Source organism: Flavobacterium glycines (assembly GCF_900100165.1).
Taxonomy (GTDB): domain Bacteria; phylum Bacteroidota; class Bacteroidia; order Flavobacteriales; family Flavobacteriaceae; genus Flavobacterium; species Flavobacterium glycines.
The window spans coordinates 1,454,594-1,471,785 of the sequence record NZ_FNEO01000001.1; the positions used below are offsets into that span (position 1 = coordinate 1,454,594).

The 17,192-nt window shown below is 34.6% G+C and carries 14 protein-coding genes; 13 read left to right on the forward strand and 1 reads right to left on the reverse strand.

Annotation, left to right across the window (positions count from 1 at the left end; all coding sequences use genetic code 11):
• Position 1: 1 nt before the first annotated feature.
• Positions 2 to 766 (reverse strand): alpha/beta fold hydrolase, encoded by a 765-nt coding sequence (locus BLR17_RS05910; protein WP_066326794.1) that lies wholly within the window; start codon positions 764 to 766, stop codon positions 2 to 4.
• Positions 767 to 1,145: 379 nt separating this feature from the next.
• Between BLR17_RS05910 and mraZ the strand changes: the two genes are divergently transcribed.
• The 13 genes from mraZ to ftsZ all read left to right on the forward strand — a co-directional run bounded on the left by mraZ (position 1,146) and on the right by ftsZ (position 17,027).
• Complete coding sequence (gene mraZ / locus BLR17_RS05915) at positions 1,146 to 1,616, forward strand: division/cell wall cluster transcriptional repressor MraZ (RefSeq protein ID WP_066327536.1); 471 nt, start codon at positions 1,146 to 1,148, stop codon at positions 1,614 to 1,616.
• Positions 1,591 to 2,499, forward strand: a complete 909-nt coding sequence (gene rsmH, locus BLR17_RS05920; RefSeq protein WP_174544388.1) for a 16S rRNA (cytosine(1402)-N(4))-methyltransferase RsmH — start codon at positions 1,591 to 1,593, stop codon at positions 2,497 to 2,499. Before mraZ ends, rsmH begins: the two co-directional genes overlap by 26 nt.
• Positions 2,500 to 2,514: 15 nt before the next feature.
• Positions 2,515 to 2,856, forward strand: coding sequence for an FtsL-like putative cell division protein (locus tag BLR17_RS05925; RefSeq protein WP_083189277.1), 342 nt, complete (start codon positions 2,515 to 2,517; stop codon positions 2,854 to 2,856).
• Entirely contained in the window at positions 2,847 to 4,850 is a 2,004-nt protein-coding gene (locus BLR17_RS05930) for a penicillin-binding protein (RefSeq protein ID WP_066326791.1), read from the forward strand. The genes BLR17_RS05925 and BLR17_RS05930 overlap by 10 nt, the downstream gene beginning before the upstream one ends.
• Positions 4,850 to 6,310 (forward strand): UDP-N-acetylmuramoyl-L-alanyl-D-glutamate--2,6-diaminopimelate ligase, encoded by a 1,461-nt coding sequence (locus tag BLR17_RS05935; RefSeq protein ID WP_066327533.1) that lies wholly within the window; start codon positions 4,850 to 4,852, stop codon positions 6,308 to 6,310. Before BLR17_RS05930 ends, BLR17_RS05935 begins: the two co-directional genes overlap by 1 nt.
• Before the next feature lie 7 nt (positions 6,311 to 6,317).
• Positions 6,318 to 7,547: a phospho-N-acetylmuramoyl-pentapeptide-transferase gene (mraY, locus tag BLR17_RS05940; RefSeq protein ID WP_066326790.1), complete on the forward strand. Its 1,230-nt coding sequence runs from the start codon at positions 6,318 to 6,320 to the stop codon at positions 7,545 to 7,547.
• A gap of 1 nt (position 7,548) precedes the next feature.
• Positions 7,549 to 8,880, forward strand: coding sequence for a UDP-N-acetylmuramoyl-L-alanine--D-glutamate ligase (gene murD / locus BLR17_RS05945; protein WP_066326788.1), 1,332 nt, complete (start codon positions 7,549 to 7,551; stop codon positions 8,878 to 8,880).
• A gap of 200 nt (positions 8,881 to 9,080) precedes the next feature.
• Positions 9,081 to 10,373, forward strand: a complete 1,293-nt coding sequence (locus BLR17_RS05950) for an FtsW/RodA/SpoVE family cell cycle protein (protein ID WP_066326787.1) — start codon at positions 9,081 to 9,083, stop codon at positions 10,371 to 10,373.
• A gap of 11 nt (positions 10,374 to 10,384) precedes the next feature.
• Positions 10,385 to 11,479, forward strand: coding sequence for an undecaprenyldiphospho-muramoylpentapeptide beta-N-acetylglucosaminyltransferase (gene murG, locus BLR17_RS05955; protein WP_066326786.1), 1,095 nt, complete (start codon positions 10,385 to 10,387; stop codon positions 11,477 to 11,479).
• Between the two features lie 21 nt (positions 11,480 to 11,500).
• The gene (murC, locus tag BLR17_RS05960) at positions 11,501 to 12,853 is read left to right on the forward strand and encodes a UDP-N-acetylmuramate--L-alanine ligase (protein ID WP_066326784.1); all 1,353 of its coding nucleotides are present in this window, start codon (positions 11,501 to 11,503) and stop codon (positions 12,851 to 12,853) included.
• A complete protein-coding gene (locus BLR17_RS05965; protein WP_066326783.1) occupies positions 12,837 to 13,562 on the forward strand; it encodes a cell division protein FtsQ/DivIB in 726 nt (241 codons plus the stop codon). Before murC ends, BLR17_RS05965 begins: the two co-directional genes overlap by 17 nt.
• A gap of 6 nt (positions 13,563 to 13,568) precedes the next feature.
• On the forward strand, positions 13,569 to 14,963 hold the full coding sequence (gene ftsA / locus BLR17_RS05970) for a cell division protein FtsA (protein WP_066326782.1): 1,395 nt from the start codon (positions 13,569 to 13,571) through the stop codon (positions 14,961 to 14,963).
• Positions 14,964 to 15,017: 54 nt separating this feature from the next.
• Complete coding sequence (gene ftsZ / locus BLR17_RS05975; protein ID WP_066326781.1) at positions 15,018 to 17,027, forward strand: cell division protein FtsZ; 2,010 nt, start codon at positions 15,018 to 15,020, stop codon at positions 17,025 to 17,027.
• Positions 17,028 to 17,192: the final 165 nt, after the last annotated feature.

The window sequence follows — 17,192 nt, forward strand, 5'->3', positions numbered from 1 at the left end:
CTTATAAATTTGTTTTTTTAAGCCATTCTTCCAGTAAATTATTGAATTCGTCCGGATGTTCCATCATGGCAGCATGACCGCATTTGTCAATCCAATATAAGGTGGAATTGGGTAATAATTTGTTGAATTCTGTTGCTACTTCCGGAGGAGTAACTTTATCATTTTTCCCCCAAATAATACAGGTTTGAACATGCATTTTTGGTAAATCTTTAGCCATGTTGTGGCGAATGGCGCTTTTAGCTATGGTTAAAGTTTTGATTAATTTTATACGGTCGTTTACAGTGGCATAAACTTCGTCAATTAGTTCAGGAGTAGCAATTTTTGGATCGTAAAATACGTCTTCTGCCTTTTTCTTAATGTATTCATAGTCACCTCTTTTGGGGTAACTGTCACCCATTGCGCTTTCGTAAAGCCCTGAGCTTCCTGTTATTACGAGTCCTGCTACTTTTTCAGGGTACATTTTAGTGTGGTATAGCGCAATGTGTCCTCCTAGTGAATTTCCTAAAAGGATTACCCGGTCAAAACCTTTAAAAGTGATAAAGTCTTTCACGTATTTTGCAAAAGCTTTTACATTAGTTTTTAACAGGCTTTGAGTGTATATAGGCAGGTCCGGAATAACAATTTTATATCCTTTGTCAGAGAAGTAACGGGCAACACCGTCAAAGTTGCTTAAGCCTCCCATCAAGCCATGTAATATGACAATAGGAGTTCCTTCGCCAGCTTCGTAATAACTGTATCGGCCTTCTTTTTTATAGTTTTTGTCCATGCTTTTGAATGCGAATTTCAATTTGGACAAATATAGAACATAATCAGTTAAAAAGAGTTTTTGAAAAGATTTTTTGAAGATAATCTTCAGGGATTCTCTCGGTTTTTAATAATTTTTTTAGTTATGTTGTTGAAAGTCTAGGAGTTTTTTGTGGTATTCTTGCGTTTTTTTCAATAAAAAAGTGGTGTTTTTTTTGAGTGGTTTTTTGATTTGGATTCGTTTGTTTGTGAGAAAAGATAACTGTGCTAATGTTCTGATAGTCTAAAAATTAAGGGTTTTGTTTTCAAAGTGGGTAAACTTATCAACAAAGTGGTAGAAAGTGGTAAAAGGTGGTAGTTTTTTTTATATTTTTGCTCTGTATCATTTAATGGTGAATCTTTTGAATACAATTGTAGGAACATATGAATGTAAAGTCGATGCCAAAGGAAGGGTTTTGTTGCCATCTCCTTTGAAAAAGCAATTGGCTTCTTCTCTTCAGGACGGATTCGTTTTGAAGCGTTCGGTGTTTCAGTCTTGTTTAGAGTTGTATCCAATGGAAGAATGGAATTTGATGATGCAGAAAATCAATAAGCTAAATCGATTTGTAAAGAAGAACAACGACTTTATCCGCAAGTTTACAGCAGGTGTGAAGGTGGTTGAAATTGATGCTTTAGGGCGTTTATTGGTTCCAAAGGATTTAGTGAATTTTGCCAGTATTGCTAAAGATGTTGTTTTCTCATCGGCGGTAAATATTGTGGAAATTTGGGACAAAGATTTGTATGAACAGTCGATTGATGACGGAGTTGATTTTGCAGATTTGGCCGAAGAGGTAATGGGTAATATAAATGATGATGACAATGGAATATCATAATCCGGTTTTGCTTAAAGAAACAGTGGATGGTTTAAATATTAAGCCTGATGGTGTTTATGTAGATGTGACTTTTGGTGGAGGTGGTCATTCCAGAGAGATATTAAGACGTTTAGGTCCTAATGGAAAATTGTTTGCTTTTGATCAGGATGAAGATGCTTTGGCAAATGCGATAGATGATGATCGTTTTGTTTTGATTAATGAGAATTTTAGATATATCAAGCGTTTTTTACGGTTTTACGGAGCAAGAAATGTTGATGGAATTTTAGGAGATTTAGGAGTTTCATCACATCAGTTTGATGTGCCGGAAAGAGGGTTTTCAACCCGTTTTGATGCCGGATTGGATATGAGAATGAGTCAGAAAAACGACCTTAATGCTTATAAGGTAGTCAATGAGTATGACGATGCTAATTTAAGACGTGTATTTTATGATTATGGTGAGTTGAAAAATGCACCTGCTTTGTCAAGAACAATTATCGAGGCCAGACAACATCGTCCAATAAAAACTACAGAGGAACTAAAGGAAGTTTTAGCTAAATATTTGCCGGAAAGAGTTCGAAATAAAGTATTGGCACAAATTTATCAGGCTATCCGAATTGAGGTGAATCAGGAAATGGATGTTTTGAAAGAATTTTTAGAACAATCTTTAGAGATTTTGAATCCGGGTGGAAGATTAAGTGTGATTTCCTATCATTCATTAGAAGATCGTTTGGTGAAACGATTTATGAAAAATGGAATGTTCGAAGGAGAGCCGGAACGTGATTTTTTTGGGAATTATTCAGTGCCATTTAAAACCATAGGGAAATTGATAGTTCCAACTGATGAAGAAATCAAAATCAACAACAGAGCAAGAAGTGCTAAGTTAAGAATAGCCGAAAAGATATAATAAACAACAATAAAAATGAGTATTTACAATCTGTTAAAAGCAAGATTTTTAATCGATGATGATGCGATAAAGAATTGGCGTTTTATTGTTTTTTTAATTGTCCTGGCTATCATTATGATTGCTAATACGCAGCGTTACGAACAAAAAGTTTTTAAAATTGCCGAACTAACTTCAGAAGTAAAAGAATTACGCTCGGAGTTTGTTGACAGACGTTCTGAATTGATGAAACTTCGTATGGAATCAACAGTTTCAGAAAAAATGGTTGAAAGAGAAATTTATCCTTCAACTGTACCACCGGTTAAAATAAAAGTTAAAAAAGAAGAAGAAAAAAGTTTCCTTAAGAAATTATGGCAATAGATGATAAATACATATCGTACCGAATTTATCTGGTTGCTTTTGCTATATTTTTAATGGCAATAGCAGTTGCTATTAAGTTGACTAATATTCAGTGGGTTGAGGGAGATTATTACCGTGAATTGGCTAAAGAAAGAACCGTTAAAAATTTTGTTATTCCTGCCAATAAAGGGAATATCTATTCTTCTGACGGAAGTTTGCTGGCTACTTCAATTCCAAAATACATTATTCGTTTTGATGCTTTGGCTCCTACCAAAGAGAATTTTGAGAAAAATGTAAATGCTTTAGCGGATTCTTTGGCAACTGTTTTGGGTAAACCTTCTTATTTTTTTGAAAATGAATTAAGAAAAGCAAGAGCTAATAATAACCGTTATTTTTTAGTTGCCAGAGATTTAAGTTACACCGATTATATGAAGATTAAAGGTTTTCCTTTATTCGAATTAGGTCCTTATAAAGGTGGAATTATAATCGATCAAAAAACAGTACGTGAACATCCGATAGGTAAAATTGCTGAAAGAACCATTGGTTATGAAAGAAAATACGATGCGGGACATTCGGATGGAAAAGGTATCGAATGGGCTTACAGAGAATATCTAAACGGTAAAGATGGTCGTATTTTAAAACAAAAAATTGCAAAAGGACAGTGGAAACCTATTCGTGATATGAACGAGGTTGATCCATTAGACGGATATGATGTGATTTCTACCATTGATGTTTATATCCAGGATATTGCACATCATGCCTTGTTGAAGCAATTAGAAGATTACCAGGCAGATCATGGTTGTGTGGTGGTAATGGAAACACATACCGGTCAGGTAAAAGCAATTTCTAATTTAGGAAGAGCTAGTGATGGTAGTTATTATGAGACTACCAATTATGCAGTTGCTGAATCGCACGAACCGGGTTCTACTTTCAAATTAGTGGATTTAATGACGATTTTGGAAGACAGAGTAGCCGATACAAGTACGGTTTATGATTCTCATGGAGGTGTTATCAAATATTCGGGTAAATCGGTGAGAGATTCACATGAAGGCGGTTATGGCAAAATTTCTTTGGCAAGAGGATTTGAAGTGTCTTCTAATACCGTTTTAGTTCAGGCAGTTTATAATAACTACAAAAATAATCCTTCCAAATTCGTTAATCACGTTAATTCCTATGGTTTGAATAAACGTTTGAACATGGATTTCAAAGGAGAAGGACGTCCGTTTATTCCGCAGCCTTCAGATAAAAACTGGTCTAATATTTCATTGCCATGGATGGCTTTTGGATACGGAGTTTCAGTTACTCCAATGCAAACTTTGGCTTTTTATAATGCTGTTGCCAATGATGGCGTAATGGTAAAACCACAATTTGTTTCAGAAATCAAAGAATGGAACAAAACCATTAAAAAAATGGAACCTGAGATTATCAATCCAAGAATTTGTTCAGATGCTACATTAGCTAAATTAAAAGCAGTACTTAAAAATGTAGTTAAGAAAGGTACGGCTTCCAAATTGTATTCTAAAGATTTTCCTATGGCTGGTAAAACAGGAACCGCTCAGGTAAATTATGGAAAACGTGATGGTTCAGGTTTGTATTATGCGTCTTCATTTGTGGGTTATTTTCCGGCTGATGCGCCTAAATATTCCTGTATAGTAGTGGTGCATAAACCCAATACAGCTAAGAATAATTATTACGGAGCCGATGTTGCCGGTCCAGTTTTTAAACGAATTGCTCAAAAAATATTTACCGAAGTTCCTTCAACAAATGAGATTAAGAAATTAGACAGAAAAGTAGCTAAGCAAGAGAAAGATTATAACGAATATTTTGCAAAGCTTCAAAAGTCCAAACAGTCAATTCCTAATGTTAAAGGAATGCCGGGGATGGACGCAATTGCTTTATTAGAAAATTTAGGATTAAAAGTCAGAACAAAAGGGATTGGAAAAGTTAAAAGCCAATCATTGCAGGCCGGACAAAATATTACTAAAAACACAACTATAACCTTAGAATTATTGTGATTAAATTAAAAGACATATTATATAGAGTAGCAATTGAAGCCGTACATGGTTCGACTGATATTGCCGTCGGGAAATTGGATTTTGATTCAAGAAAAATCCAATCCAATGATGTATTTGTTGCTATTCGCGGGACTATTTCGGATGGACATGATTATATCCAGAAAGCCATCGATTTAGGAGCTAAAGCCATTATCTGCGATACTTTTCCGGAGCAATTTGTGAGTGAAGTTACCTATGTTCAGGTGAATGATACTAACAAAGCGCTTGCTTTTATGGCAGCGAATTATTTTGGAAATCCATCTGAAAAATTAAAATTGGTTGGAATTACCGGAACTAACGGAAAAACTACAATTGCATCTTTATTGTACCAATTATTTAAAAAAGCCGGATTTAAAGTAGGTTTGCTTTCTACTGTAAAAATTTTGGTTGATGATGTAGAATACAAAGCGACACATACCACTCCTGATTCTATTACTATAAATCATTTTTTAAACGAAATGGTTAGTGCTGGTGTAGAATATTGTTTTATGGAAGTGAGTTCGCATGGAATTCATCAAAAACGTACCGAAGCATTACATTTTGCAGGAGGAGTTTTTACTAATTTGTCACATGATCATTTAGATTACCATCCAACATTTGCAGAATACAGAGATGTGAAAAAATCATTTTTTGATAATTTGCCTAAAACTGCTTTTGCTATTTCTAATATTGATGACAAGAATGGAGCGGTAATGCTGCAAAATACGGTAGCTAAAAAACGTACTTATGCGCTCAAGACTTATGCGGATTATAAAGCCCAAATTTTAGAAAACTTACTATCAGGTTTGTTATTAAAAATTGAAGGCAACGAAGTTTGGGTGAAATTAATAGGTGTTTTCAATGCTTACAATCTTTTGGCTATTTACGGAACCGCTATCGAATTAGGTTTGGATAGTCTGGAAACGCTTCGTTTGTTATCGGAATTAGAAAGTGTTTCAGGAAGATTCCAATATATCGTTTCAGATTCGAATATTACTGCCATTGTAGATTACGCACATACTCCGGATGCACTTGAAAATGTATTGAAAACCATCAATGAAGTACGTACTAAAAATGAACAATTAATCACAATTGTAGGTTGTGGTGGAAACAGAGATAAGGCGAAACGACCAATTATGGCTGGTATTGCTTCTGAATTGAGTAACAAAACCATTTTAACATCGGATAATCCCAGAGATGAAGATCCGGATGTTATTATCAGTGAGATGGAGGCCGGAGTACCACCACAAAACCATAAAAAAGTTTTTGCTGTTACCGATAGAAAGCAGGCTATAAAAATTGCCTGTCAATTGGCACAGCCAAATGATATCATTTTAATTGCCGGAAAAGGGCATGAAACGTATCAGGAAATCAAAGGTATTCGTACTGATTTTGATGATATGAAAATTGTAAAAGAGATTTTAGAACAACTTCATAAATAGTGAAATTATGCTGTATTATTTATTCGATTATTTCAACAAAGTATTAAATATTTCCGGAACGGGAGTTTTTCAATACATCACTTTTAGATCGTCATTAGCGTTCATCCTATCATTGTTGTTGTCTACAATTTATGGTAAAAGAGTAATTAAGTTTTTGCAAAGACAACAGGTTGGAGAAACCATTAGAGAGCTTGGTTTAGAAGGGCAAAATGAGAAAGCAGGAACTCCTACTATGGGAGGATTGATTATTATTTTTGCAACATTAATTCCTGTTTTATTGTTTGCCAAATTGCATAATATTTACATTGTGTTGCTTATTGTAACTACCTTGTGGATGGGAACAATTGGTTTTATTGATGATTATATTAAGATTTTCAAAAAAGACAAACAAGGATTAAAAGGAATCTTTAAAGTTTTTGGTCAGGTAGGATTAGGTTTAATCGTTGGAAGTGTGTTGTACTTTAATCCTCATGTGACTGTTCGTACTGATACCGGAAAAACAGATATTTTTAAACAAACTACAGAAACAGTGGTAGCACCGGTTTCGCTTGAAGAAAAATCGACGGCCACTACTATTCCTTTTGTGAAAAATAACGAATTTGATTATGCTGAAGTTCTCTCATTTATGGGAGACGGATATGAAAAATGGGCCTGGATTATCTTTATTCCGGTGGTGATTTTTATTATTACAGCAGTTTCTAACGGGGCTAATTTAACTGATGGTATCGATGGACTCGCGGCAGGAACCTCTGCGATTTCGGTCCTTGCACTTGCAATTTTTACATTCGTATCAGGAAATATCATTTTTTCTAATTATCTCAACATAATGTACATTCCTAATTCAGGAGAAATGACCGTTTTTATTGCTGCTTTTGTTGGGGCGCTCATTGGATTTTTATGGTACAATTCTTATCCGGCATCTGTTTTTATGGGAGATACAGGAAGTTTAACTATTGGAGGTGTTATTGCGGTATTAGCTATTGCTGTTCGAAAAGAATTACTAATTCCTTTGTTATGCGGAATCTTTTTGGTGGAAAATTTCTCAGTGGTATTACAAGTAAGTTATTTTAAATACACCAAGAAACGTTTTGGCGAAGGCCGAAGAATTTTCCTGATGTCGCCATTGCATCATCATTACCAGAAAAAAGGTTACCACGAAAGTAAAATTGTTACCCGATTTTGGATTGTTGCTATCATGTTAGCCATACTTTCCATTGTTACCTTAAAACTAAGATAGTATGAGATTAGTAGTATTAGGTGGCGGAGAAAGTGGTGTGGGAACAGCCATTTTAGGAAAACAAAAAGGATATGATGTTTTTGTATCTGATTTTGGAAAAATAAAAGAAAATTACAAAGAAGTTCTTATAAAAAACGGAATTGATTGGGAGGATGAAAAGCATACCGAATCCCTGATTCTAAATGCTGATGTGGTCATGAAAAGTCCCGGCATTCCCGAGAAAGCGGCTATAGTAAAAAAGCTGGTTGAGAAAGGGATTCCTGTGATTTCCGAAATTGAATTTGCAGCACCATTTACTAAGGCAATCACTATAGGGATTACCGGAAGTAATGGGAAAACCACCACCACTATGCTTACGTATCATTTACTTAAATCAGCAGGTTTGAATGTAGGTTTGGCGGGGAATATAGGGAAAAGCTTTGCAGAACAGGTTGCTGAAGATAAGTACGATAGTTATGTGTTGGAGTTAAGTAGTTTTCAGCTAGACGGAATTATAAACTACAAACCACATATCGCTATAATAACAAATATCAGTCCCGATCATCTAGATCGATACGATTATAAATATGAGAATTATATTGATTCGAAATTCAGAATAACAATGAACCAAACTGAAGAAGATTATCTCATTTACGATGCAGATGACGAAGCAATTTCAGAATGGTTGAAAAAGAATAAAACTAAAGCAAAATTAATCCCTTTTTCATTGACACAAACTTTTGAAGAAGGAGCCTTTATAAAAGATAATACTATGGAAGTAATCATTAATCAAGAAGAGTTCAAAATGGAAACTGAATCAATTGCCTTAGAAGGAAAACATAATTTTAAAAATGCCATGGCAGCAACTTCTGTAGCAAAATTGATGCAGATTAGAAAAGCTACAATTCGTGAAAGTTTATCTAATTTCCAAGGTGTAGAACACCGTCTTGAAAAAGTATTGAAAATTCAAAATGTTCAATACATAAATGATTCAAAAGCAACGAATGTTAACGCTACATTTTTTGCTTTAGATAGTATGACTACGCCTACAGTTTGGATTGTAGGAGGTGTGGATAAAGGAAATGATTACAATGAATTAATGGCTTTAGTTCGTGAGAAAGTAAAAGCAATTATTTGTTTGGGTGTGGATAATAGAAAAATTATCGATGCTTTTGGAAATGTAGTTGATATTATGCTGGAAGTAAATAATATGAATGATGCTGTAAAAATGGCACAACGTATTACTGAAAAGGGAGATACTGTTTTGTTGTCGCCTGCTTGTGCGAGTTTCGATTTATTCGAGAACTACGAAGACAGAGGACGTCAATTTAAAGAAGCAGTACATAATTTGTAAAATTTGATTTTAGATATTTGATTTCAGACTTCAGATTAATTATTGAAAAGCAATGGTTTGGAAAGTCAGAATTAGATTCTGTTTGGAATGAAGCGAATGAGTTAACGGCAATTTTTGTTAGTTCTTTAAAGACCGTGAATAATCGAATTAATCAGAAATAAATCTAAAATCTAAACTCAGAAATCTAAAATATAAAAAAGATGAAAAAACTAATTAACAGATTAAAAGGAGATAAAGGGATTTGGTCTTTTGTGGCCTTATTGGCCTTGTTTTCCTTTATGCCTGTTTTTAGTGCGAGTAGTAATCTTGCTTATTTAGGTCATGGAACAGGAAATACATTAGGCTATTTGCTTAAACATTTGGCTCATGTGGCCTGTGGTTTTGCAATTATTTATTACGTTCATAAAGTTCCGTATCATTATTTCCGTTCTATATCCAAATGGATGTTGCCCATAGTGTGGATAATCTTAGGGATTACAATGATTAAAGGAACGGTAATAGGTGGAGCAAATGCCAGTAGGTGGCTTCAGATTCCTTTTGTTGGGATTTCGTTTCAGCCTTCGGCTTTTGCTGCTTTAGTACTTTATGTGTTTGTAGCGCGCTATTTGTCAAAAACCCGCACTGAACCTATTGTTTTTGTTGATTCGTTAAGAGAGCTTTGGGTACCTGTTTTTATTACTTTAATGTTTATTCTTCCGTCTAACTTTTCTACTACGGCACTAATTTTTTCAATGATATTAATGTTAGTTTTTATTGGAAAATATCCAATGAAATATATTGGAATTATAGTGGGATCAGGGATTTTATTTTTAACCTTTTTCGTTTTGATTTCCAAGGCTTTTCCTGATGCAAAATTCTTCAGCAGGGTGCGAACCTGGGAAAGCCGTATTGAGAATTTCAGTACCGATAAGCCAGACGAAGATGATTATCAAATAGAAAAAGCGAAGATTGCTATTGCATCGGGTAAAATATATGGATTAGGTCCGGGGAAAAGTGTTCAGAAAAACTTTTTACCACAATCTTCTTCCGATTTTATTTATGCCATAATTGTTGAAGAATACGGATTGATAGGAGGCTTAGGTGTCTTAGGATTGTATTTGTTGTTACTTTTTCGTTTTGTAGTTGCTTCGCATAAAGCTAATACTCTTTTTGGAAAATTGGTGGTTATAGGGCTGGGATTTCCAATGATTTTCCAGGCTATGATTAATATGGCGGTGGCGGTAGAGTTATTGCCGGTTACAGGACAAACCTTACCTTTAATTAGTAGTGGAGGAACTTCAATCTGGATGACATGCATTGCATTGGGAATCATAATTGGAGTGACCAAAAAAGAAGAAGAAATTGAACAGGAACAGAAAGAAGCGGCTAAAAGAGAAGAAGCATTGCAACGATTAATTGATGCTGAATTGGCTGCTGAAGAGGAAAAAATGAATGAGAATTATTCGATAGAAGATAAAATGTCTAATCCTATGAACGTTGTTTTGAATAAATAAATTTGATAGTAATGAAACAATATAAATTCATATTGAGTGGTGGAGGAACAGGAGGACACATTTATCCTGCTGTTGCAATAGCAAATGAATTAAAGTCGAGATATCCGGATGCCGAGTTTCTATTTGTAGGAGCTGAAGATAAGATGGAAATGCAAAAAGTGCCTCAGGCAGGTTATGCTATAAAAGGTTTGTGGATTGCCGGATTGCAAAGAAAATTAACCTTGCAAAACGCTATGTTTCCTTTGAAATTAATAAGCAGTTTATGGAGATCCAGAAAAATAATCAAAGAATTTAAGCCTGATGTGGTTATTGGAACCGGAGGATTTGCCAGTGGACCATTATTACAAATGGCAAATATGTTGGGAGTACCAACATTAATCCAGGAGCAAAATTCTTTTCCGGGAATTACTAATAAATTATTGAGTAAAAAAGCCAACAAAATTTGTGTGGCTTATGAAAATCTGGAGCGATTTTTTCCAAAAGAGAAAATGATTTTGACCGGAAATCCGGTGCGTCAGGATTTGATTGCTATTGAGGATAAAAGAGCAGAAGCAGTTGCGTATTTTAAATTGGATGCCAATAAAAAAACGCTTTTAGTACTTGGCGGAAGTTTGGGTGCCAGAAGAATGAATCAGTTAATTGAAAAAGAACTGAAAAAGATAGAGGATCAAAATGTTCAAGTTATCTGGCAATGTGGGAAATTGTATTTTGAAGATTATAAAAAATACCATTCAGAAAATGTTCAGGTAGTGTCTTTTATTGAAAGAATGGATTTAGTTTATGCCGCTGCCGATATTATTATTTCGCGTGCCGGTGCTTCTTCGGTGTCGGAATTGTGTATTGTGGGTAAACCGGTGATTTTTATTCCGTCTCCCAATGTTGCCGAAGATCATCAGACTAAAAATGCCAAAGCAATTGTGGATAAAAAAGGCGCTATTTTGCTTAGAGAAACACAATTAGATGCTGAATTTAGTTTGGTTTTCGAAGCTTTATTAAAAGATTCAGAAAAGCAAAAACAATTGAGTGAAAATATCAAAGAACTGGCTTTACCTGGAGCAACTCAGCAAATCGCTGACGAAATAGTGAAATTAATTAGAAAGAAATAATCAGAAATAAATTTAATAGTTATGAACTTAAACCAAATACAAAATGTCTTTTTTATCGGTATCGGAGGTATTGGTATGAGTGCTTTGGCGCGTTATTTTAAGTACATTGGAAAAGAAGTTTCTGGTTATGATAAAACACCAACGATTTTAACTTCTGAGTTAATCGAAAGCGGAATTGATATCCACTTTGAGGATGATATTAATCTGGTACCTAAAAATTACTTTATCGAGAATACTTTAGTGATTATTACTCCGGCAGTTCCTAAAAATCATTCGCAATGGAATTATTTTTTAGAGCGTAATTATCAGGTTAAAAAAAGAGCGGAGGTTTTAGGGATAATTACTAAAGATACCTTTTGTTTTGCTGTGGCCGGAACCCATGGTAAAACTACAACTTCCAGTATTTTGGGACATATTTTAAATGAAAGCGGTGCTGATGTTACGGCTTTTATTGGCGGAATTGTAGAGAATTATAATTCAAATTTAATAGGAAGCGGAAAAACAGTTACAGTAGTTGAAGCTGATGAATTTGATCGTTCCTTTTTGCATTTGCATCCCAATATAGCCTGTGTGACTTCAATGGATGCCGATCATTTGGATATTTACGGGACAAGTGATGCTATTGAAGAATCGTTTAGAGAATTTGCAGATAAAGTTCAGGATAAAACCAAGTTGTTTATTACTACTGATTTGCCACTTACAGGAATTACTGTTGGGGTAAATGAGAAGGCGGTTTACAATGCTTTTAATATACGAATTGAGGATGGTAATTATGTTTTTGATGTGGAAACTCCAAATGTGATTTTAAAAGATTTTCGTTTTGGATTACCGGGAAGACATAATTTGATGAATGCTTTAATGGCTTTTGCAATGGCAGTAAATTTCGGCACCCCAACCGATGCCATTGCAAAAGCCTTAGCTTCATTCAAAGGGATAAGAAGGCGTTTTTCGTACCAAATCAGAACTGAAAATTTAGTTTATATTGATGATTATGCGCATCATCCTACCGAAATTAATGCGGTGCATCAGGCGGTAAGAGAATTATATCCGGGAAAAAAAGTTTTAGCTGTTTTCCAACCGCACCTTTTTAGCAGAACAAAAGATTTTGCAGATGATTTTGCCAAAAGTCTTTCACAGTTTGACGAAGTGCTTTTAATGGGTATTTATCCGGCGAGAGAATTACCTATGGAAGGCGTAACATCGGAATGGTTGTTGTCTAAAATTGATAATCCAAATAAAAAGATTGTTTCTAAAGAAGATTTATTAACAACTATGGTAAATAACGATGCAACTGTTATGGTGACAATAGGAGCCGGTGATATTGGTGAAATGGTACAGGATATTAAAAAAGCTTTAAATGAAAAGGATATTTAGTTTAACAAATATCAGATTAATCCTGATGTTAGGGTTGGTTGTTTTTCTTTTTTCGTTTACTTCTAATCGAAATGAAAAGCGAAAACTGACTAAAATTAATGTTGTTTTTGTAGGAGAAAACAATCTTTTTGTTAAATCTGAAACGGTTAATAAATTGTTAATAGAAAATATGAACAACCGTTTAGGCATTGAAAAAGATAAATTAGATTTGAATAAGCTGGAACAAATACTCGATTCAAATGCAATGATTGACGAATCGGATGTTTTTGTAAGTATCGATGGTGTTCTCAAAGCGGTTGTAAAGCAAAAGACTCCTGTAGCCAGAGTGGTAGGCGCTTCGGATTCTTTTTATATTGATTATAAAGGCAGTAAGATGCCGCTTTCAGATAATTTTGCAGCTAGAGTTCCTTTGGTTTCGGGTACTATAAACAAGAAGAATAAAGAGAAATTAGCTCAGCTTTTTCGTGTGATTTATGAAGATGACTTTTTGAAAAAAAACATCATTGCGATACAGGTTATGCCTAATTCTAGCTTAAAAATGTTTAATAGGAATTACGATTATCAGATTGATTTTGGTAGTTTCAGGAATTTTGAAACAAAATTTAAGAACTATAAGGCTTTTTTTCAAAAAGCGGTTTTAGATAGTACGTTGTATAAATATAAAAAGATTGATCTGAGGTTTACAAAACAAGTAGTTTGCACTAAATAATAGAAAATGGAAAAAGAGAATATTGCAGTAGGTCTAGATATAGGGACAACCAAAATCGTTGCCATGATAGGCAAGAAAAATGAGTATGGGAAGTTGGAAATTTTGGGAGTTGGTAAATCCAAAAGTTTAGGTGTGGCTAGAGGTGTAGTTAATAATATTACCCAAACTATTCAGTCTATCCAGCAGGCAATAAATGAAGCAGAATCAAATTCAGGTTATAAAATTAAAGATGTTGTTGTAGGGATTGCCGGGCAACATATTCGCAGTATTCAACATACAGATTATATCAGCAGAAGCAATCCGGAAGAAGTGATTGGTGGAGCTGATATTCAGTTGCTGATTGATCAGGTTAATAAATTGGCCATGTTGCCTGGGGAGGAAATTATTCACGTTTTACCTCAGGAATTTAAAATAGACGGGCAATCTGAAATCAAAGAGCCTATCGGAATGTATGGAGGTCGTTTAGAATCGAGCTTTCATGTGGTAGTAGGACAAGCATCGTCTATTAGAAATGTAGGGCGTTGTATCCAGAGTTCGGGAATCGAATTATCTGGATTGACTTTAGAACCGCTAGCGTCTTCAGATGCAGTTTTAAGTCAGGAAGAGAAAGAGGCAGGAGTTGCTTTGATTGATATTGGTGGTGGAACAACTGACCTTGCTATTTTCAAAGATGGAATTATTCGTCATACAGCAGTGATTCCTTTTGGAGGAAATGTAATCACAGATGATATTAAAGAAGGTTGCTCAATTATAGAAAAACAAGCTGAATTGTTGAAAGTGAAATTTGGTTCAGCCTGGCCGGGAGAAAATAAAGACAATGAAATTGTTTCTATTCCGGGATTAAGAGGAAGAGAGCCAAAGGAAATTTCGTTGAAAAACTTATCAAAAATTATTCATGCTCGTGTAGTTGAAATAATTGAACAGGTTTTTACTGAAGTTAAAGCTTACGGACATGAAGATCCAAGAAAAAAACTAATTGCAGGGATTGTACTTACAGGTGGTGGTGCTCAATTGAAACACATCAAACAATTAGTAGAGTACATTACCGGAATGGATACCAGAATTGGTTATCCAAACGAGCATTTAGCCGGTAATTCGGATGAGGAATTTTCAAGTCCATTATACGCAACAGCTGTTGGATTAGTAATGAATAGTATTGCTAATAATACGCAAAGTGCGGTTAGAAAAGAAGAAGTGGTTCAGCAAAGAACTGTTTTTTACCGTGAGCCAGTTGTTGAGCCTGTAGAACATTTTCAACAGCAACAACAGCAAGTAGTAGAACAGGTAGAGCAAGTGCCTGTGTATTCTAAAAAAGAAGAATCTACAGGGGATAAAATTAAGCGTTCTTTCTTTGATCGATATGTAGATAAGATTAAAGATTTTTTAGATAACGCCGAGTAAGTAAAAGAAAAGAAGAATAAAGACAAAATATATTAATATCAAATACCAAATAATATGACGAGCAACTCAGAATTTGGAAGTATTTCATTTGATTTACCTAAAAATCAATCAAATGTTATAAAAGTAATAGGTGTAGGAGGTGGCGGTAGTAACGCTATCAACCACATGTTTAGACAAGGAATCAAAGGGGTGGATTTTATTGTTTGTAATACTGATTCACAGGCATTACAAAATAGTGCTGTTCCTAACAAAATTCAATTAGGGGTAAATCTTACTGAAGGTCTGGGAGCCGGAGCTAATCCGGATGTAGGTCAACAGTCGGCTATAGAAAGTATAGCTGATATTGAAAAAATGTTGGATCGCAATACTAAAATGGTTTTTATTACTGCCGGGATGGGTGGAGGTACCGGAACTGGTGCTGCACCTGTAATTGCTCAACTGGCTAAAGAAAGAGAAATTTTAACTGTAGGTATTGTGACTTTGCCCTTTTCTTTCGAAGGAAAAGTTCGTCAGGAACAAGCGCTTATTGGAATCGAAAAATTACGTAAACAGGTGGATTCTCTAATTGTTATTAATAATAACAAATTGAGAGAGGTTTATGGAAATCTAGGTTTCAAAGCGGGATTCTCTAAAGCGGATGAAGTCTTAGCGACTGCTTCAAGAGGAATTGCTGAAGTAATTACACATCACTATACTCAAAACATCGATTTACGTGATGCTAAAACAGTATTGGCAAATAGTGGAACCGCTATCATGGGATCTTCTGTAGCTTCAGGAGAAAACAGAGCTAAAGAAGCTATTATTGCGGCTTTAGATTCGCCATTATTGAATGATAACAAAATTACAGGAGCCAAAAACGTATTGTTGCTCATCGTTTCTGGTTCTAATGAAATAACTTTAGATGAAATTGGAGAAATTAATGACCACATTCAAAGTGAAGCGGGTTATAATGCTAATATCATCATGGGGGTTGGTGAAGATGAATCATTAGGAGATGCCGTTGCGGTAACTATTATCGCTACAGGATTTGATATTGAACAACAAAACGGAATTGTAAATACTGAGCCTAAAAAAATCATTCATACTTTGGAAGATGAACAAAAAATTGTTCATAATCTAAGTAATGCGCCAGTTGCAAGTTTTGATGTAAACATCGATAAACCGGTTAGTACTCCGGAGGACAGAGTGGTTTTTGAATTAATTGATGAAGAAGAGGAAGTGGTGGCTGTAGCGCCTCAGGTGGTTGAGCCGGTTGTTCCTGTTCCGGGAAACGAAGAATTGATGGCAATGTCTGAATTTATTAAAAATATAGATGTTACTTTCGAAATTGTTTCTCCAATTAAAGAAGAAGAATTTACTTTTTCTGCACCAAAAGTTGAAGAAGTAAGACAAGAGGTTTTTGAACAGCCTAAAGCAGTTGTTGAACAACCAAAAGCTGTTGAAAAACAAGAACAAACATCTATTTCTTTTGATTTACCGCTTTTTAGAACTGAGCCTGTTAAACCAGAGCCGGTAAAAATTGAGCCAGTTCAAGTCAATGAAGAAAAAGTGTTTTTTGAATTGACTAATGAAACTAAAGAGATAAAAGTAAATCAGGCGGTTCAATTTGTACCTGTAACGGAGTTGTCTGATAACGGAATTATCAAATATTCTTTGGAAGAATATATGGATGCTGAAAACGAATTATCAGCTAAACCAGTTGCAAAAGTGGTAGAAGAGGTAGTTCCTGAGGAGTTGAATATTACAATGAAAAAAATAGAATCAGTTTCAGAAGATTTTTCCAGAGCTGAAGATATTTCTCCTATCGAAATGACAATCGAAGAGACGCTACGTTTAAGAGCTGATGAAAGAAGAAAAAAATTAAAAGAATTCAATTATAAGTTTCATAATAATGTTTCTAAAATTGATGAATACGAAAAAGAGCCAGCTTATAAAAGATTAGGTATTGATATTTCAAATAATCAGACTAATAATGCAAACTCAAGAATTTCAGTAGGCACAGATAGTAATAATGATTTACAATTGCGTTCTAACAACTCCTATTTACATGATAATGTAGATTAGTTAATTTAATTTCAAAGATAATAACCCGAAGATTGAATTTAATTTTCGGGTTATTTTTTTTACCTTCGCACCGGGTTTTGGACTTTTTTAATGCTTGTTGAGAGCATTTTTTTGTTCTTACTCATTTGATTTTTATAACTTGATGTCAAACAAAGCGTTAACGCT